Here is a 19264-nt window from a genome sequence, read left to right as displayed (position 1 = left end):
CTCTAGGAGCTTATTCCACAATTCTTTCATTCTATAATTATTTAAATTTTTTCATTTTTTAATTCTTTCATTAATGTTAAAACTCTTAGAGTTTTAACATTAAATTATAATTTCTGGCTGTGTTAAAGATTGTCCCATCATCTCATCAATTAATTCTTTAACATATAAAAGTTTATCAATTCTATAGGCATTTCCACCGCAGAATACCAATCCATTTTCAACGTCACCTTTTACAGATTTAATTAAGGCAGAACTTATACAGTACGGAGTAGTACCTGGGTTACAAGGAATTAAACAATCATAACATTTAGTGATTTTAACTCTTTGAGTTTTTAATGTTTCAGTTAATTTATTTCTTATTGCTCTTCCAGGCATTCCTACAGGACTAATTGTAAGCTCGATATCTTCTTTTTTGCAATTTACAAAAGCATTTTTGAAGTTTGGATGAGCATCGCATTCATGTGTTGCAACAAATCTTGTAGCCATTTGAACACCACTTGCTCCAAGATTTAAGTATCTCATCATATCTTCATGAGTAAATACGCCACCAGCAACAATTACAGGGATTTTTTTGTCAAAGTCTTTTTCAAAATTTTTAACTTCTTCAATTACAGCTGATACATATTTGTCGAAATTAACTATATCATTATCTAGATTGTTTTTCTTAAAACCTAGATGACCACCAGCTAATGGGCCTTCTACAATTACAGCATCAGCAGTTCTATTAAAATGCTTTTTCCAGTAACTAAGTACTAATTTACAAGCCTTAGCAGAAGATACTATAGGAGCTATTTTAATTGAGCTTCCTGCAGTTATTTCTGGTAAGTTTAGAGGTAATCCTGCACCTGAAATAATTAAATCAGCTCCAGCCTCTATTGCTGTTTTAACATGTTCTATATAGTTATTCATAGCTACCATGGCATTAACACCAATAATACCATTTAAGCTTATTTCTTTTGCTTTTTTTATATGTTTAGTTAATCCTCTTAAGTTTGCAGCAAGGGTATTTTTTTCGAAATCTTCCTCCATATATCCTGGATGAGCAGCTGAAATAACGCCTATAGCACCATTCTTTGCTACATTACCAGCAAGATTAGATAAAGATACTCCAACTCCCATTCCCCCTTGAATTATAGGGACTTTAGCTATTAAATCACCAATTATTAATGGCTTTATATTCATAATATTTCTCCTTTTAGTTTGATATAATAATATTTTGATTATCAAAATATTATTATTAGTATAATCTACAAATTAAAAAAACACAATATATGTTTAATAAATTATTTACATTAACTTACTTCTATGGAGTTTAGAAGAAAAAAGAAATTATAAATTTAATAGAATAATTGAAAGAATAGATTATTATATTTTAATTTACCAGTTTATAGAATATATATCTAACAAAAATAAGATTTATTAAATTTAAATTAGTATTATTGACAAAACAAAAAAATGGTATTATTATGGTGATATTACTTTGATAGTCAAAATATTTGAATAGAAATTCATAAATATGATTGATAAAGTATAGAATTTAATAGCTTAAAGTAAGGCTACAAAGATTAAGTATTAATTTATTACAAACAAATGCTTTGATAATAAAAATATTTGATAAAAAAATAAATTTTATTTATTTTAGAAAGAGGCGTTAAATGGAAGGAGTTAAAATACTGGGGGTTGGTAAGTATTGTCCAGAAAATGTAGTTACTAATTTTGATTTAGAAAAAATAGTAGAAACTTCTGATGAATGGATAGTAAAGAGAACTGGAATTAAAGAAAGAAGAATATCTGATGGGGAAGGTACTATGGAAATTGCTTATAAAGCAGCATTAAATGCTTTAGAAAACAGTAATTGTAGTAAAGATGATATTGATTTAATAATCGTAGCTACAACCTCACCAGATAAGATAATGCCGTCTACAGCGTGTAGTGTACAAGGGCTTTTAGACTGCAAAAATGCAGCAGCCTTTGATATATCAGCAGCTTGTTCCGGATTTGTATATTCTTTAATTATAGCCGATAGTTTAATAAAATCTGCAGGTAAGAAAAGAGCACTGATTATAGGAGCAGAAGTTTTATCTAAAATAGTTGATTGGTCAGATAGAAGTACTTGTGTACTTTTTGGTGATGGAGCAGGTGCAATGGTTATTGAAGCTTCTGATGAAAATTCAATTATTAGTTCTTGTTTTGCATCAGATGGAAAACTAGGAGAAAAAACTTTAGTAGCAGCTGAAATTAATTTAAACACACCTTTTGCAAAAAGTGAAAATATAGAAAAAAGATATATAGAAATGAAAGGTGGGGAGGTCTTTAAGTTTGCAGTATCTATATTACCAGAGATAGTAAATGATGTTTTAGATAAGGGGAATGAGGATTTAGAAAATATAAAATATATAGTTCCTCATCAAGCTAACTCCAGGATAATAGATGAAGCAGCAAGAAGACTTAAAGTAAATAGGGAAAAGTTTTATGTTAATGTTGATAAGTATGGAAATACTTCAGCAGCAAGTATTCCAATAGCATTAAGTGAGCTTTTTGAAAAAGGCCTTATTAATAAGGGAGACAAAATAATCTTAGCAGCCTTTGGTGGAGGATTAACCTGGGCTAGCACATTAATTAAATTTTAGGAGGAATAAAAAATGGTATTTGAAAAAATTAAGGAAATCGTAGTTGATCAATTAGGAGTTAATGAAGAGGATGTAAAGATTGAAACAAACTTTATGGAGGATTTAGGAGCAGATTCTTTAGACTTATTCCAAGTAGTTATGGATTTAGAAGATGCTTTTAACGTAAAGGTTGAGAATGTTGAAAACATAAAAACTGTTGGAGATGCTGTTAAATATATTGAAAGCGTAGTTAAATAATAAACTGAAATTTTAGTTTAATAATAAATTGGAGGACATCATGGACAATAATATTTGCAATCTGTTAAATATAGAATACCCTATATTTCAAGGGGCTATGGCATGGGTTTCAGATAGTTCATTAGCAGCTGCAGTTTCAAATGCAGGTGGTCTTGGAATAATTGCAGGAGCAAGTGCTCCTGCAAGCTATGTAAGAGAAGAAATAAGAAAAGTTAAAGAACTAACTGATAAGCCTTTTGGTGTTAATATTATGCTACTTTCGGAAAATGCAAACGAGCTAGCTGATATCGTAGTTGAAGAAGGTGTTAAAGTAGTAACAACAGGTGCTGGAAACCCGGGTAAATACATGACAAAATGGAAAGAAGCAGGCATAAAAGTTATTCCTGTAGTTGCTTCAGTAGCATTAGCTAAAAGAATGGAAAGAGCAGGAGCTGATGCAATAATTGCTGAAGGTTGTGAGGCTGGAGGCCATATTGGGAAGCTTACTACTATGGTGTTATTACCACAAGTTGTAGATGCTGTAAGTATTCCAGTAATTGGAGCAGGTGGTATAGCTGATGGTAGGGGGGTAGCTGCTGCCTTTATGCTTGGAGCTAAGGGAATTCAAGTAGGTACTAGATTTTTAGTAGCTAATGAATGTACTATTCATGATAATTATAAGGAAGCTGTAATTAAGGCTAATGATATAGATACAGTAGTAACGGGAAGGCCAACAGGTCATCCAGTACAAGTGATAAAGAACAAGCTAGCTAGGGAATATTTAAATTTAGAAAAGCAAAATGCACCAATAGAAGTATTAGAAGAGCTTGGCAAGGGTGGATTAAGAAAGGCTGTAAAAGATGGAGATATAGATGGTGGATCTCTTATGGCTGGTCAAATTTCTGGTTTAGTATCAAAAAGACAAAGTGCTAAAGAAATAATTGAAGAAATGTTTCAGGAATTTGAAAATATTAAAAAGAGCCTTTAAAGGAGAGTATTATGAAGATAGCATTTATTTTTGCAGGGCAAGGTTCCCAGTACATAGGAATGGGGAAGGAATTATATAATAATATTCCAGCTTGCAAGGAAGTATTTGATAAAGCAAGGGAAGCCTTAGACTTTGATATTAAAGAATTGATTTTTAATGGTGATAGTGAAGAATTAAATATCACTGAAAATACTCAACCTTCAATTTTAATAACTTCTATTGCTGCTATGAAAGCATTAGAAGAAAAGGGACTAAAGCCAAGTGTAGTGGCTGGCTTAAGTCTTGGAGAGTATTCAGCCTTAGTTGCTGCTGATGCAATTAACTTTGAAGAAGCAGTAGCTTTAGTTAAAAAAAGAGGAAGATATATGCAGGAAGCAGTTCCAGTAGGAGTTGGTGCTATGGCTGCTATTATTGGATTAAGTGTAGAAAAGATTAATGAAGCATTAAAAGAAGCTTCAAGTCTTGGAGTTGTTGAAATTGCAAACTACAACACTAATAACCAAATTGTGATTGGTGGAGAAAAAGATGCAGTAGAAAAAGCTAAAGAGTTATGTATAGAAAAGGGAGCTAAGAGAGCAATAAATCTTAAAGTTTCAGGACCTTTCCATACTTCTTTACTTGAAGAAGCATCATTTAAACTTAGAGAAGAATTTAAGAATGTAACTTTTAAAAATCCAAATATTAAAATTATATCTAATGTTACAGCTGATTTTGTAAATAATAAGGAAGAAATTAAAGAATTACTATGTAAGCAAGTTAAGTCTTCAGTAAGATGGAGTGAAAGTGTATCCCAAATGCTAGATTTAGGAGTTGATACATTTATAGAGCTTGGACCTGGAAGAGTCTTAAGCAGTTTTGTTAAAGAAATTAGTAGAGAAAAAGGCTTAAAGGTAAGTATTTATAATATTGAAGATATGAAATCTTTAGAAAAAACATTAGAAGGGATTGAAAATAGAGATGATTAAAAATAAGAGTGCAATAGTTACAGGTGCAACTAGAGGAATTGGAAAAGAAATAGCAAGAACATTAGCACAAAATGGAGCTAATATTGCTTTTAATTATAGAACTTATAACGAAGAGATAGAATCTTTCATAAATGAACTTGAAGGATTTGATGTAAGAGTACTAGCATTTAAGTGTGATGTTAGTAAAGAAGAAGAAGTTAATGAATTTATTAAAGAAGTTAAGAATAGATTTGAAAGTGTAGATATCTTAGTTAATAATGCAGGAATAACTAAAGATGGATTAATTATAAGAATGAGTGAAAAAGATTTTACAGATGTATTAGATGTTAATTTAACAGGAACTTTTAATATGACTAAAGCGGCTTCTGCTGTTATGGTAAGACAAAGAAGTGGCAAGATTATAAATATATCTTCTGTTGTAGGGGTAGCTGGTAATGCAGGACAATGTAATTATTCGGCTTCTAAGGCTGGAGTAATAGGATTTTCTAAATCAGTAGCTAGAGAGCTTGCAGGAAGAAATATAAATGTGAATGTCATAGCACCAGGATACATTAACACAGATATGACTAAGGTTCTTCCAGAAAAGGTTAAGGAAGAAGTATTAAAGACAATTCCTATGAAGAAAATTGGAGAACCGAAAGAAATAGCTAATTTAGTTTTATTCTTATCATCAGATTTATCAAATTATATAACTGGTCAAGTGATAAATGTAGATGGTGGAATGGTGATGCATTAAAGGAGAGTGCTAATATGAAAAGAAGAGTAGTAGTGACAGGTTTAGGTGCAATTACACCAATTGGTAATTCTATAGATAGTTTTTGGAATTCAATTAAAGAAGGAAAAAATGGAATAGATAATATTACTTTATTTGATACTGAGGATTTTAAAGTTAAACTTGCTGCTGAAGTTAAGGATTTTAATGCTGAAGAATATATCGGTAAGAAGGATGCTAAGAGATTAGATAGATATACTCAATTAGCATTAGTTGCAGCTAAAGAGTGTATGAAGGATAGTAATATTGATTTAGATAAAGTTGATAGAGAAAGATTTGGGGTATTATTTGGATCTGGAATAGGTGGACTTATAACTATAGAAAATCAAATAACTACTATGCTTAATAGGGGACCAAGTAGAGTATCTCCATTAACTATACCAGCATCTATTTCTAATATTGCAGCAGGAACTATAGCAATAGAGTTTGGACTTTTAGGAACTTGCTTAAGCGTTACCACAGCTTGTGCAACTTCAACTCACTGTATAGGAGAAGCTTTTAGAGGTATTAGAGATGGATATATGGATAGAGCTTTAGTTGGTGGATCTGAAGCTTCAATATGTAAGTTTGGTATTTCAGGATTCCAAGCATTAACAGCTCTAAGTAGAAGTGAAGATAAAAATAGGGCATCTATACCATTTGATAAAGAGAGAAATGGATTCGTCATGGGTGAAGGGGCAGCTGCTTTAATTTTAGAAGATTTAGAAAGTGCTTTAGAGAGAGGCGCTAAAATATATGGAGAAGTTGTAGGATATGGTACTACATGTGATGCTTATCATATTACTTCACCAACACTAGATGGTAATGGTGCATATAGAGCAATGAGAGATGCTATAAATGATGCTAAAATTAATACTAGTGATATTAATTATGTTAATGCCCATGGAACATCTACAGAAATTAATGATAAGGTTGAAACTTTAGCTATAAAGCAAGCATTCGGTGAAAATGCTAAGGATGTTTATGTAAGTTCAACTAAATCAATGACAGGTCATTTACTAGGGGCTGCAGGTGCAGTAGAAGCTATAATTTCTATTAAAGCCTTAGAAGATGGATTTGTTCCTGCAACTATTAATTATGTTAATAAAGATGAAGAATGTGACTTGAATTTAGTAGTTAATGAAGGAATTAAAAAAGAAATGGATTATACTATGTCTAACTCATTAGGCTTTGGTGGACATAATGGATCAGTAATATTTAAAAAGTGGAGAGGGAAATAAGATGTTAAGTTACGAACAAATTAAAGATTTAATAGAATCTGTAGACTCATCTTCTCTTAGAGTTTTTGAATTTGAAAGCCAAGGAACTAGATTAAGACTAAGTAAAAATGATGAAGCTATTAAGGAAGTGCAGAGTCTTTCAGTGGAAACTAATGAAGCAAAGGGAAATATTTATGATTCATCAATAAATGCTAATTTAGTTTCTAATAATGAATTAAATAATATTAATGAGAGTAGTATAGAAAAAGTAGATATAAAGGAAAACTTAAATATAGTTAAATCACCATTGGTTGGAACTTATTATTCTTCTGGATCACAAGGGGGGAAACCTTACGTGGAAAAAGGAGATAAGGTTAAAAAAGGTGATGTTCTTTGTATAGTTGAAGCTATGAAGATAATGAATGAAATTGTATCTGAATTTGATGGCGAAGTTGTAGAAGTTTTAAGAAATGATGAGGATATAGTTGAATTTGGAATGGAATTATTTAAAATAAAGTAGGTGATTTTTATGGATATAAAAGAAATAATGGAGATTATACCACATAGATATCCATTTTTATTAATTGATAGGGTTGAAGAACTAGTGGATAATAAAATAGTGGCAATTAAGAATGTAACTATGAATGAAAATTTCTTTCAAGGACATTTTCCAGTGGAACCTGTTATGCCAGGGGTGCTAATTATTGAAGCATTAGCTCAAGCTGGTGCAGTAGCCTTACTTAAAAGAGATGAGTTTAAAGGCAAGATTGCGTATTTTGGTGGAATAAATAATGCTAAGTTTAGAAAAAAAGTAGTTCCAGGTGACACTTTAAGATTAGAAGTTGAACTTACTAAAATAAGAGGCATTGCAGGAATAGGAAAAGGAATTGCTTATGTAGATGATAAAAAGGTCTGTGAAGCGGAACTAACCTTTATGGTTGGATAATAAAGAGGTGTTTTATGATTAGAAAGGTCTTAATAGCCAATAGAGGTGAAATAGCAGTAAGAATAATAAGGGCTTGTAAAGAGCTTGGTATACAGACAGTAGCTATTTACTCAGAAGCTGATAAAGATGCTATGCATACTGAGTTAGCAGATGAAGCTATTTGTGTTGGAAAGCCTAAATCAAAGGACTCATATTTAAATGTTAGTAACATAATTAGTGCTGCAGTAATAACAAAATGCAATGCTATTCACCCTGGATTTGGATTTTTATCAGAAAATGCAGAGTTTGCAGCTATATGTGAAGAATGCAATATAAAATTTATAGGTCCATCCAGTAAGACTATAAGTATAATGGGTGATAAGTCTAGGGCTAGAGAAATTATGAAGAAGGCTAATGTGCCAGTAATACCTGGTAGTGATGGCATAGTCGAAAATATAGAAGATGCTTATATTGAAGCAGAAAAGATAGGTTATCCAGTAATGGTTAAGGCTGCTTTAGGTGGTGGAGGTAAAGGAATTAGAATAGTTCATAGCAAAGGTGAATTAGAAAATGCATTCTTTACAGCTAAATCTGAAGCAATGGCTAATTTTGGTGATGACACAATATATATGGAAAAGTTCATAGTTAATCCTAGACATATAGAGTTTCAAATTCTAGGAGATGAGAATGGGAATATAGTACATCTTGGTGAGAGAGATTGTACAGTTCAAAGAAGAAATCAAAAAGTATTAGAAGAGGCCCCTTCATCTATAATAAGTAGTGAGCTTAGAGAAGAGATGGGTAAAGCGGCAATAAGAGCTGCAAAAGCAGTTAATTATTATAATGCAGGAACTATAGAGTTCTTAGTAGATAAGTATGGAAGCTTTTACTTTATGGAAATGAATACTAGAATTCAAGTTGAGCATCCTGTTACAGAGATGATAACTTCCGTAGACATAGTAAAAGAGCAAATTAAAATTGCAAATGGTAGTGATTTAAGTTTTTCACAAGAAGAAGTATGTATAAAAGGTCATGCAATTGAATGTAGAATAAATGCTGAAAATCCTAAAAAAGGATTTATTCCTTCACCAGGAAAAATTAAATTTTTAAATCTTCCAGGGGGAAATGGGATAAGGGTAGATACAGCTGTTTTTACAGGATATAAAATACCTCCAACATATGATTCGATGATAGCAAAGCTTATTGCATATGGTAAAGATAGGGAAGAAGCTATTAATAAAATGCTAAGAGCCCTTGATGAGTTTGTAATTGAAGGAATTGACAATAATATAGATTTTCAAATAGATATTTTAAATAATGAGAAATTTCGCTTAGGAGACTTTGATACAAGTTTTATAAGCAAAGAATTTAATTTATAGTTGGTGAAATAATATGGGGATTTTTAAGAAAAGACAGTACGGAGTTATTAATATAACTCAAGTAGAAGAAAAAGATGTACCAGTAGTTCCAGATGGAACTTGGATAAAGTGTAATAAATGTGGGAAGATACTATATAAAAAGGCTTTAGAGGAAAACTTAAATATATGCACTAGCTGTAATCATTACTTTAGACTAGGTAGCTATGAAAGAATAGCGCAAATATGTGATAAAGGAACCTTTAAAGAATTTAATAAGTATATGAAGTCCAGAAATCCAATGGATTTTCCAAACTATGAAGAGAAATTAAAAGAAAATGAAGAGAAGAGCGGAACTTCTGAAGCAGTAGTAACTGGTGAAGGTGAGATAGCTGGTAATAAAATTATAATTGCAGTTATGGATTCTAAGTTTTTAATGGGTAGTATGGGAACAGTTGTAGGTGAAAAAATAACCTTAGCTGTTGAAGAAGCTACAAAAAGAAAATTACCAGTAATAATATTTACTGCTTCAGGTGGAGCTAGAATGCAAGAAGGGATATTATCTTTAATGCAAATGGCGAAAGTAAGTAGTGCATTATCAAAGCATAGTGATAGTGGACTTTTATACATTACAGTTTTAACTGATCCAACAACAGGTGGTGTAACTGCTAGTTTTGCAATGCTTGGAGATATAATATTATCAGAACCTAATGCCTTAATAGGTTTTGCAGGTAGAAGAGTCATTGAAGGTACTATTAAACAAAAGCTACCTGATGATTTCCAAAGTGCAGAGTTTTTATTAGAAAATGGGTTTATAGATAGTATAGTAAAGAGAGAAAATCTAAAAATAGCTATTGCAACGCTTCTTAAATTTCATGAAGTTAAGGAGGTGTAGCTTAATGAAGAATATTAAAGCATATGATAGATTAGTTATTGCAAGAATGGTAGAAAGACCAACTACTTTAGATTATATTGACAAAATATTTACAAACTTCTTTGAGCTACATGGAGATAGACTTTTTAAGGATGATAAGTCCATAGTAGGAGGAATAGGTCTTTTAAATAACAGCCCTGTTACTATTATTGGAATTCAAAAAGGTAAAGATTTAAAGGAAAATATGGATAGAAACTTTGGGTCACCTCATCCAGAAGGATATAGAAAAGCCCTAAGATTAATGAAGCAAGCTGAAAAGTTTAATAGGCCAATAGTATGCTTTATTAATACTTCTGGAGCTTACTGTGGTGTAGGGGCAGAGGAAAGAGGTCAAGGAGAAGCTATTGCTAAGAACTTAATTGAGATAGCGCAAATTAAGGTTCCTATAATTTCTATAATTATAGGAGAAGGTGGTAGTGGAGGAGCTTTAGCTTTAGCTTGTGGAGATAGGGTATGGATGCTGGAAAATTCGGTTTACTCTATATTGTCACCAGAAGGATTTGCTTCTATTTTATTGAAGGACCCTAGTAAGTCAAAAGAAGTTGCAGAAATCATGGGTATTACTGCTTATGACTTATATGAAAAAGGGGTAATAGAAAAAATAATAAAAGAACCAAAGGGTGGAGCTCATAAAAGTTTAGATTTAATAGCAATAGCTATAAAAGAGGAACTTATTAATGAATTAAAGATTTTAAGTAGTAAGACAAAGGAAGAGCTTCTTGAAGAACGATACCAAAGGTTTAGAAAATTTTAATATTAATATCTATTTTAACTACAGTAATAGAAAAGTAGTTAAAGTAGATATTTTTTTATTTGAATAAATCTGTACTAATATTAAGCAGTAGTTTTTAATGTGCAATAGCTTTATTTGTTTAAGTAGAAAGTGTAAGAATACTGTATTTCTATAATTTATTAGGAAAATATTAACTTAGAGTAATTGTTTCAAAGCTATTAATTTTACTTTTAAAATTAATAAGGTATAATATAATAAATATTACATAATATACATAAAATTAAGGGGGATTTCAATGAAAAGAAGAGATTACATATCTTGGGATGAATATTTTATGGGTGTTGCTATTTTAGCTGGGATGAGAAGTAAAGATCCTAGTACTCAAGTTGGAGCATGTATTGTAGATAATGATAATAAAATTTTAAGTCAAGGATATAATGGTCTTCCACGAGGTTGCTCTGATGACGAATTCCCATGGAGCAGAGAAGGTGATATGCTTGAAACAAAATACCCTTATGTAGTTCATGCAGAATTAAATGCAATACTAAATAGTAGGGGGACTAACCTGGTAGGAGCAAAAATATATGTAGCATTATTCCCATGTAATGAATGTGCAAAGGCAATAATTCAATCAGGAATTAAGGAAGTTGTATATTTATCTGACAAATATGCAGATACTGATATAGTTAAGGCATCTAAAAGGATGTTTAGCTCAGCAGGTGTGAAAATGACAATGTTAGAACCTAAAAATAGAAATATAAGGATATCTTTTGATGTAAATGATATATAAATAAATTTTAGAATGTATCTTATAATTTGAGTATTATAAGATACATTTTTTATTTTAAATATTATATGTTAAATCTTTGGATATAAAGGTTTTAGGTTGTAATAAATAAAAAAAGAAAAATAAGGAAAATTATTGATTAATATTTTAAAAAGTGCTATCCTATATATAGATTCATGAAACGATTCACAAGAATATTTTTAAGGAGAGATAAAAATGATTGATTTCAATGATAAGAGACAAGTAGCAAAAGCTATTCAGTTTACTAATGTTAATCCTAACTTAACTAAGGAAGGATTAATAAAGCATTTAGATATCTGCATGCAATATAATTTTCAGGCAGCTATGATTGCACCATGCTATATAAAACTTGCAAAAGAAGTATTAAAAGGTACAGAAATAGAGGTAGCTTCTACTCTGAATTTTCCTCAGGCAAATGATACATTAAGTATGAAACTTGCAGCTTTAAAAGAGATGATTAAAGAAGGCGTTGATCAATTTGATTTTCCTCCTAATCCAGGTTTGCTTATAGGCGGTTATGAAATTGAGTATTTTAAAGAAATGAAAGAAATTACAGATTTAGCTCATGCTAATGGAGTAATTGTAAAATCCATGTTAGAATTCGGATTTCTAAATAATGAACAAAAAATCAAGGCAACAAAATTAGCGTACGAAGCTGGAATAGATTGGGTTAAGCAATCAAGTGGATGGGGAATTGGAGGATGTGAAGCAACTGTCGATGATGTTAAAATTTTAAAAGAAAATATATTACCACCTTGTAGAGTAAAAGTATCAGGGAAAGTAAATTCACTAGATAAGATGAGGATATTATTCGAAGCAGGGGCAGAATTAGTAGGTACAAGCTCGGGGCCTGCGATTGTTGACGGACTTATTGGAGACTCTAATGCATATTAATTAAAATAGGAACGTTCTTATTAATGGAAAGGGGAGAATGATAAATGAGGGTTTGTATTATAGGAAGTTATGCAAAAGCTTTAGTTATGACTGCAGATCGTATCCCTATAGTTGGTGAAACATTAATTGGTAGAGATTATAGAGAGACCTTTGGCGGAAAAGGTTCTGACATGGCTGTACAGGCAGCTAGATTAGGTGTAGATGTAAGTTACATTGGAGTAGTAGGAAAAGATTTTTATGGACAAGAATTTATTACTCTTATGGAAAAAGAAAATATTGATATATCAGGTCTTAGAATAACAGATAAAGATTCAACAGGTATAGGTTTTATAATAAAGGATGTTAATGCGAAAAATCTTATAGTAGTTGCACCTGGAGCAAATAATTTATTCGAGAAAAATGACATTGATAATGGAATTAACTTAATTAATCATTCAGATGTTATACTAGTTCAACTTGAAATACCTATGGAAACAGCATTATATGCATTAGAGAAGGGGAAGGAAAGGAATAAAATCACAATTTTAAATCCAGCACCAGCAGTGAAACTTATAGAATATGATTTAAACTTCATAGATATATTAACACCTAATGAAACTGAGGCTAGAATCGCTGCAGGAGTATCTTTAGAATCTTCTTTATCTAATAGAGAAGTAGCTGAGATATTATTAAAAACAGGTTGTAAGACAGTTGTTATGACATTGGGTGATAAAGGTTCAGAAGTATTTACAAAAGAAGGTTCTTATAGTGTTGAATCATATAAGATTGAAGTTGTGGATTCTAATGGAGCTGGGGATTGCTTTAATGCTTCTTTAGCTGCATCCTTAGCAAAGGGAAAGTCAATTGAAGAGGGAGTTAATTATGCCAATGCAGTATCAGCTCTTTGTTGCACTAAATGGGAAACTATACCTTCTTATCATACAGCTGATGAAGTAGCGAAATTTATTAATTTTTATCAAAAGGAGAGTGATGTTTAAGTGAGACCTAATAGAATTTTACATCCTGAATTAGCAAAAGCATTAGCTACTTGTGGCCATACTGATATCATATTAGTTACAGATGCTGGTTTTCCTATTGACAAATGTGCAAATAGAATAGATTTAGGATTTTATGCTGGGCAGGTAGATATACTCGAAATTTTAAAAATGCTCCGTAAGGAAATATTTGTAGAAGAAGTAACTTTTGCAACAGAAGTAAAAACTCATCATCCAACATTGTATAAAGAAATTCAAAATATTTATACTGGATCAGGAGCAATTTTTAATGGAACTACTCATGAGGATTTAGTTGAAAATATTTCACCTAAAGCTAAAGTGGTTATTAGATCAGGATCATTAAATGCATGGGCTAACTTTGCACTTACTTGTAGTACTGATCCATTTGCCTGGTTTACCGAAGAGGATATTAGTATTTTAGATACTTATGTAGAAAGACGAAAAAGGATTAGTAATAATGAAGTTCCAGAATTATAATATAATTGAGTAATTATATTAAATTAATAACCTTCATAACAATTTATTTGGGTTAAAATTAGTAGGTCAATATATTAGTTTAAGTAAACATTTTCAATGGTTTAATCATCTATATTTAGTTTAAAAAGGGTGGGATTTATGGTGAATATAAAAGAAAAGTTAGAACAAGCTACCTTACCAATAATGCCGAAGAAGAAAGATTATAAAATTGGAGTCATTGGAGCAGGTTTTATAGTTAGAAATTGCCATTTAGTTGCTTATAGAAAGGCAGGGTTTAACCCATATGCAATTACTTCTTTAGATATAGAGCAAAGTAAAGAAGTAGCTAATATTCATAAGATTCAAAAGGTTTATAGTGATTGGCATGATCTTGTGGACGATCCAGAAATAGAGATTATAGATATAGCAGTACCGCCACATGTTCAAATTGATATTGTTAAATATATATGTACAAAGAAGCATATAAAGGGTATCTTATGTCAAAAACCTATAGCAATGTCTGTAGAGGAAAGCAGAGAGATTGTTAGGTTAGGTAAAGAATCAGGTATTCCGATTGCTGTAAATTCTAATATGAGATATGACCAATCTATGAGAGCTCTAAAATATATATTAGACAATAAATTAATTGGAAAACCAGTAATAGCTAGTATTGATATGAGAGCAATACCTGATTGGCAGGCTTTCTTAAAGGATTATAAAAAGCTTGAGATTTATGCTATGGGTATTCATCACATAGATATATTCCGTTATTTATTTGGAGACCCAACAAAAGTTACAGCCATTTGTCGTACAGATCCTAGAACTAAATTTGAACATACAGATGGAATTGTTCAGTATACTTTTAAATACGATGATGAAATGATGGCAACAAGTTTAGATGATGTATGGTCATGGCCTGAAGAACCTTGTAAGAAGAACAATTATATTAATTGGAGAGTAGAGGGAATTGATGGCTTTGCAGAAGGAGATTTTGGTTGGCATAAAAGAGAACCAGAATTTGCTGGAAGTACTTTACGGTTGACATGTAAAGGTTATCCTAATCAATGGATAGAGCCTAAGTGGGAAACACAATGGTTTCCAGATGCTTTTGTTGGAACAATGTCAAACCTCTTATGTGCTATAGAAAATGGAACTGAACCAGAAATTAGTGCAGAAGACAGTATTAAGACACTTGCGTGTATTGAAGCATGTTATAAATCTATAAAAGAAGAAAGAACAGTATATCTATCAGAAATATTAGAAAAGGAGAATTAATATGATTTCAGTTGGTATTTTTACTGGTTATTACCCTTATACTTTAGAGGAAACAATAGAAAAATCTAAAAAAGATGGAATGAGTTGTGTACAACTAGATTTAGAATTCAAAGATATTGATCTTAGTAGAGGAAATATTACAAAAGAAAAAGCTAATAAAGTTCGTGACGCTTTTCGTGATGCTAATATTCCTATAGTGGCTATTTCAGCTTATACTAATTTAGTACATCCAGACCCAGTACAAAGAGAAAAAAATATAAATTATGTAAAAGAAATTCTAAGACATGCTAGGGACTTTGGAACCCCTTATGTAGTAAGTGAAACTGGCACGTATAACTTAGAAAGTGATTGGCTATATGATGAGAAAAATTCTACAGAAGAAGCATATCAAGAATTTAAAAAAATAGCAATTGATATTGCAAAGTTTGCATATGAGCATGATTCAGTATTTTTAATTGAAAACTATGTAAATAATATAGTAGGATCTGTAGAACAAGTTGCAAGATTACTTCAAGAAGTAAATCATCCTGGATTAGGACTTCTATTAGATCCAACTAATTTTTATGATGAGTCTAATATTGATAACGTAGATGAGACAATTGAAAAGATTTTTTATGTTCTTGATGACAAAATAAAAATTGCTCATGCAAAAGATTGTAAGAGAGCTATAAATCAAGGAGAAAAATTTGGTGGCGGTTCAGCAGAGCATAACAGTTTTAGAGGGGCAGGAGCAGTAGAATTACCAGCAGCTGGATTAGGCGTATTAAATTATGAACTTTACTTAGAAAGACTTGCTAAAAATCATCCTAATATTCCACTTATTATAGAACATTTAGATGAAAGCGATATTCCAAGAGCTAAAAAGTACGTTGATGATACGTTGAGAAAAGTTGGATTTTAATAGAATGTATTAACCATATTTACAAAGAGTGGGCATGAATTTGTCTGCTCTTTGTACTAGATAAATATATGGCATGGATATTTATCTAGCTTTAATATACACAAAATAGTTAGTTTTCATTAAGAAAGTTTATATATGAAAATCATGATGGCATGTTATGGTGGTTTACATTATTGTATGATATATTAATGGTAACAAATTATAGAAATAAATAATAGGCAGACATAATGAGGTGAATAAAATGGCTACAATTAAGGATGTGGCAAATGTTGCAGGTGTATCAGTAGGAACTGTTTCAAATGTTATTAATGGCAAAACAAATAATGTAGAACTTATCAATAAAGTAGAGAAAGTTATTAAGGAATTAGGCTTTATACCAGATGCTAAGGCAAGAAGTCTTAAGAGCTCCTCAACTAATCTTATTGGGTTGATTGTAAATAATATAGAAGATAGAAGTATTCAGTTAATGTTTGCTGCAATTGAAAAAGAACTACGTAGTTATGGGTACAGTATTGTGATAAAAACTACAGATAATAATGAAGTTTTAGAAAATAAATATATAGATTATTTTATTCAATTAGGGGTTGACGGTATTATAGTAAAAACTTCAGTAAAAAAGAAAAAGTGGATAGATAAGTTGAAAAAACTTAAGATTCCAGTTGTATTAATGAATAATGCTGTTCAGCTAGAAAATAGTATAAATGTAATTCAAGCAAACTATGAGCCTGCATTTATGGAGTGTTTTGAGTGGTGTAGAAGTTTAAGTTTTAAAAGAGTTGGCATTATTTTAGAAAAAGGAGTTATAAATAGAGAGAAGCTTCAGAATTTAATAAGTAAAACAGGAATAGAAATAATATATAAATTTGTAGGAGATTATAGTGCTGAAAGTGGATACAAAGCTGCTTTTGAAATGATGTATAAAAATGAATTAGATGTAATTATAATTGGTAGTTATATGTTAGCAAAAGGAGTAGAAAAGGTAATAGAGGTATTTGAAACAGATAAAAAAATACATAAAGTGTGTATAAAAACAGAGAATTGGATTGAGGACGACAATGTATTTGATGCATTGATAGAGGTATCGAATTATGAAATTGGACATTTAGTTTCCAAAAGGATTATTGAAAGTATCAGTTTAAAAGGAGTAAGTGAAACTAATATAAAAGCAGTAAAAGCTAAATTTAAAGTAATAGATAAGGCGTTTTATAATGGAGGCAAATATTATACGGAAGAAGGTAATATACTTAGGGTAGCTATATTGAATGCTGAAACAGCTGATGTTCTTAAGAAGTTATCAAAGGTATATGAGATAGAAAAGGGCATTAAAATTGAATATAAAATTATGAAATACAGAGACTTATGGAAGCTTGTATCAAATCCTAAGGAATTAAAAGAAAGTGAAATTGATGTTTTTATGTATGATGTGATTTGGAAGGAAACATTAGCAGAAATAAATTCATTAGAGGACATATCAGATATAAGAAAAAATAATTTGGAATATTTCTTTGATTTTATAGATAATATAGTAGATAAGTATGGAGTTTATAAAGGGAAATTGTATGGATTACCTTTTTTAACAGGAACACAACTTCTGTTTTATCAAAAGGATTTATTTGAAGATAAGGCAATAAAACTTCAATTTTATAGAAGGTATGGACATGAGCTAAATATACCTTCAAATTGGGATGAATTTAATAGAATTGCGGAGTTTTTTACAAAAAAGTATAATGATAAATCACCAGTTCAATATGGTACAGCATTAATAAATCAAGGTAATATATATAATAGTATTGAATTTCTTAATAGATTATGGTCATATGAAGGAAGAATTATAGATGATAATAAATTAGATTTAAATTCTGATATAGTAAAAATAGCTTTAGAAGATTACAAAAAAAGCTTTAAGTATATCATAAATGAAAGAGTAATAGAAAGTTGGGAAGACATAGCAGATATATTTAAAAGTGGAGAAGTAGCTATGGCAGTTCTATATGATTCTTATGCATTCGGAATTAATGATTCTATGAATTCTAAGGTTGCAGGTAATATAGGAAGTGCGATGATACCAGGAAAATCTCCAGTTCTTGGAGGGTGGGGACTTGGATTAAATAGTAGTAGTAAAACAAAAAAAATAGCTCTTGATTTCATTATGTGGGCATGTGGAAGAAGAATATCTAATCCTTTTTCAGTACTTTCAGGAATATCGAGCAGAAAACCATTTTATCTAAATAAGGATTTAGATGGATTATATCCATGGAAAAGCAATGTTTTAGAGAGCTATGCTCAGAGTCGTGTAAGAGGTTTACTTAATGATCCTAATAAATTAGATATTAACATTAAGTTATATGATGAAATATTAGGAAAATATCTTGGGAAAATGATAAGAGATGAAATTGATATAGATACAGCAATAACTTGTATTAATGAAGAATTAAAAAAATAAGTAATTAAAATTCTCAAGAAATATATTCTTGAGAATTTATTATAGAAATTATAAATTTAAGAAAGGATGCTAATATCATAAACATTAAGAATCTTTTTTAGTTTAATAAAATAAGCTATTATGATTTAATCAAATTTTATGTAAAAATCTAATAGTATTGTCCTAAATTTCAGAGAAAGAGATGATTTGTTTGGTAATATATTTCCATGAAAACAAGTTCCTATAGTATAATAAAAATATAAATTACTAGGAGTGTAATATGAAAATATCTGAAATAATAAAGGCGATAAAACTTAAGATAAAGGTAGTCTATTTAGCTTATAAAAATGAAAATACTCCAATAATAGCTAAAGTTTTTGCAGCAATGACTGTAGGATATGCATTATCTCCAATAGATTTGATACCAGATTTTATTCCTATATTAGGATACTTAGATGATTTAATTATCCTTCCATTATTAATTTATATTTCTTTTAAGTTAATTCCAGAGGGAGTTATGAAAGAATGTGAAGAAAAAGCTAATGAGATATGGAAGGATGGAAAACCTATAAGATTAATTTATGGATTACCAATAATAATATTCTGGATTTTAGTAATAGGATTTATAGTTTATAAATTTTTTATATAATGCTATGTTTACAAGTCGGAAACATAATGATAATGTTTATTAACATTTTTAGTTGATAATTGAATTATAAAGGGGTAATAGGTGAGATAAATGAGAGAAAATATTTTAATTATTGAAGATGATAAAGATATTAGTGAAATTTTAAGA

The 19264-nt window shown here is 30.4% G+C and carries 20 protein-coding genes; 19 read left to right on the top strand and 1 reads right to left on the bottom strand.

The annotated features are described in order from the left end of the window. Nucleotides 1-99 precede the first annotated feature (99 nt). Nucleotides 100-1182 carry a nitronate monooxygenase family protein gene (locus tag E6248_RS04230; protein WP_316339571.1) on the bottom strand — a complete coding sequence of 361 codons (1083 nt, stop codon included), beginning with the start codon at nucleotides 1180-1182 and terminating at the stop codon, nucleotides 100-102. 473 nt (nucleotides 1183-1655) lie between these two features. Between E6248_RS04230 and E6248_RS04225 the strand changes: the two genes are divergently transcribed. The 19 genes from E6248_RS04225 to E6248_RS04135 all read left to right on the top strand — a co-directional run bounded on the left by E6248_RS04225 (nucleotide 1656) and on the right by E6248_RS04135 (nucleotide 19117). Next, entirely contained in the window at nucleotides 1656-2630 is a 975-nt protein-coding gene (locus tag E6248_RS04225) for a beta-ketoacyl-ACP synthase III (RefSeq protein ID WP_316339570.1), read from the top strand. Nucleotides 2631-2642: 12 nt separating this feature from the next. Further along, nucleotides 2643-2867: an acyl carrier protein gene (gene acpP, locus E6248_RS04220; RefSeq protein WP_136003643.1), complete on the top strand. Its 225-nt coding sequence runs from the start codon at nucleotides 2643-2645 to the stop codon at nucleotides 2865-2867. 40 nt (nucleotides 2868-2907) lie between these two features. Continuing rightward, a complete protein-coding gene (fabK, locus tag E6248_RS04215; RefSeq protein ID WP_396335129.1) occupies nucleotides 2908-3834 on the top strand; it encodes an enoyl-[acyl-carrier-protein] reductase FabK in 927 nt (308 codons plus the stop codon). 8 nt (nucleotides 3835-3842) lie between these two features. Beyond that, nucleotides 3843-4799 (top strand): ACP S-malonyltransferase, encoded by a 957-nt coding sequence (gene fabD, locus E6248_RS04210; protein ID WP_316339572.1) that lies wholly within the window; start codon nucleotides 3843-3845, stop codon nucleotides 4797-4799. Then, nucleotides 4792-5535: a 3-oxoacyl-[acyl-carrier-protein] reductase gene (gene fabG, locus E6248_RS04205; RefSeq protein WP_316339569.1), complete on the top strand. Its 744-nt coding sequence runs from the start codon at nucleotides 4792-4794 to the stop codon at nucleotides 5533-5535. Before fabD ends, fabG begins: the two co-directional genes overlap by 8 nt. A 14-nt stretch (nucleotides 5536-5549) precedes the next feature. Further along, on the top strand, nucleotides 5550-6791 hold the full coding sequence (fabF, locus tag E6248_RS04200; protein WP_316339568.1) for a beta-ketoacyl-ACP synthase II: 1242 nt from the start codon (nucleotides 5550-5552) through the stop codon (nucleotides 6789-6791). Nucleotide 6792: 1 nt separating this feature from the next. Further along, a complete protein-coding gene (gene accB, locus E6248_RS04195; protein ID WP_316339567.1) occupies nucleotides 6793-7290 on the top strand; it encodes an acetyl-CoA carboxylase biotin carboxyl carrier protein in 498 nt (165 codons plus the stop codon). Between the two features lie 9 nt (nucleotides 7291-7299). Then, entirely contained in the window at nucleotides 7300-7716 is a 417-nt protein-coding gene (gene fabZ / locus E6248_RS04190; protein WP_316339566.1) for a 3-hydroxyacyl-ACP dehydratase FabZ, read from the top strand. Nucleotides 7717-7730: 14 nt separating this feature from the next. Then, nucleotides 7731-9074, top strand: coding sequence for an acetyl-CoA carboxylase biotin carboxylase subunit (locus E6248_RS04185; RefSeq protein WP_316339565.1), 1344 nt, complete (start codon nucleotides 7731-7733; stop codon nucleotides 9072-9074). Between the two features lie 13 nt (nucleotides 9075-9087). Further along, entirely contained in the window at nucleotides 9088-9945 is an 858-nt protein-coding gene (gene accD / locus E6248_RS04180; protein ID WP_316339564.1) for an acetyl-CoA carboxylase, carboxyltransferase subunit beta, read from the top strand. A gap of 4 nt (nucleotides 9946-9949) precedes the next feature. Continuing rightward, entirely contained in the window at nucleotides 9950-10738 is a 789-nt protein-coding gene (accA, locus tag E6248_RS04175; RefSeq protein ID WP_316339563.1) for an acetyl-CoA carboxylase carboxyl transferase subunit alpha, read from the top strand. A 274-nt stretch (nucleotides 10739-11012) separates the two neighbouring features. Next, a complete protein-coding gene (locus E6248_RS04170) occupies nucleotides 11013-11507 on the top strand; it encodes a dCMP deaminase family protein (protein ID WP_316339562.1) in 495 nt (164 codons plus the stop codon). A 213-nt stretch (nucleotides 11508-11720) separates the two neighbouring features. After that, nucleotides 11721-12419, top strand: coding sequence for a deoxyribose-phosphate aldolase (deoC, locus tag E6248_RS04165; protein WP_316339561.1), 699 nt, complete (start codon nucleotides 11721-11723; stop codon nucleotides 12417-12419). 44 nt (nucleotides 12420-12463) lie between these two features. Further along, nucleotides 12464-13396, top strand: coding sequence for a ribokinase (locus E6248_RS04160; RefSeq protein WP_316339560.1), 933 nt, complete (start codon nucleotides 12464-12466; stop codon nucleotides 13394-13396). Then, nucleotides 13397-13891, top strand: coding sequence for an RbsD/FucU domain-containing protein (locus E6248_RS04155; RefSeq protein WP_316339559.1), 495 nt, complete (start codon nucleotides 13397-13399; stop codon nucleotides 13889-13891). A gap of 138 nt (nucleotides 13892-14029) precedes the next feature. Further along, on the top strand, nucleotides 14030-15145 hold the full coding sequence (locus E6248_RS04150; RefSeq protein WP_316339558.1) for a Gfo/Idh/MocA family oxidoreductase: 1116 nt from the start codon (nucleotides 14030-14032) through the stop codon (nucleotides 15143-15145). A gap of 1 nt (nucleotide 15146) precedes the next feature. Further along, on the top strand, nucleotides 15147-16046 hold the full coding sequence (locus tag E6248_RS04145) for a sugar phosphate isomerase/epimerase (RefSeq protein WP_316339557.1): 900 nt from the start codon (nucleotides 15147-15149) through the stop codon (nucleotides 16044-16046). 241 nt (nucleotides 16047-16287) lie between these two features. Next, complete coding sequence (locus tag E6248_RS04140) at nucleotides 16288-18489, top strand: extracellular solute-binding protein (RefSeq protein WP_316339556.1); 2202 nt, start codon at nucleotides 16288-16290, stop codon at nucleotides 18487-18489. A 259-nt stretch (nucleotides 18490-18748) separates the two neighbouring features. Next, nucleotides 18749-19117 carry a DUF1232 domain-containing protein gene (locus E6248_RS04135; protein WP_316339555.1) on the top strand — a complete coding sequence of 123 codons (369 nt, stop codon included), beginning with the start codon at nucleotides 18749-18751 and terminating at the stop codon, nucleotides 19115-19117. The last annotated feature ends 147 nt before the right edge of the window (nucleotides 19118-19264 follow it).

Origin of the sequence: Clostridium sp. (genome assembly GCF_032552055.1) — a bacterium.
In the GTDB taxonomy this organism is placed as follows: Bacteria; Bacillota; Clostridia; order Clostridiales; family Clostridiaceae; genus Clostridium.
This window is presented reverse-complemented; position numbering and strand designations above follow the sequence as displayed.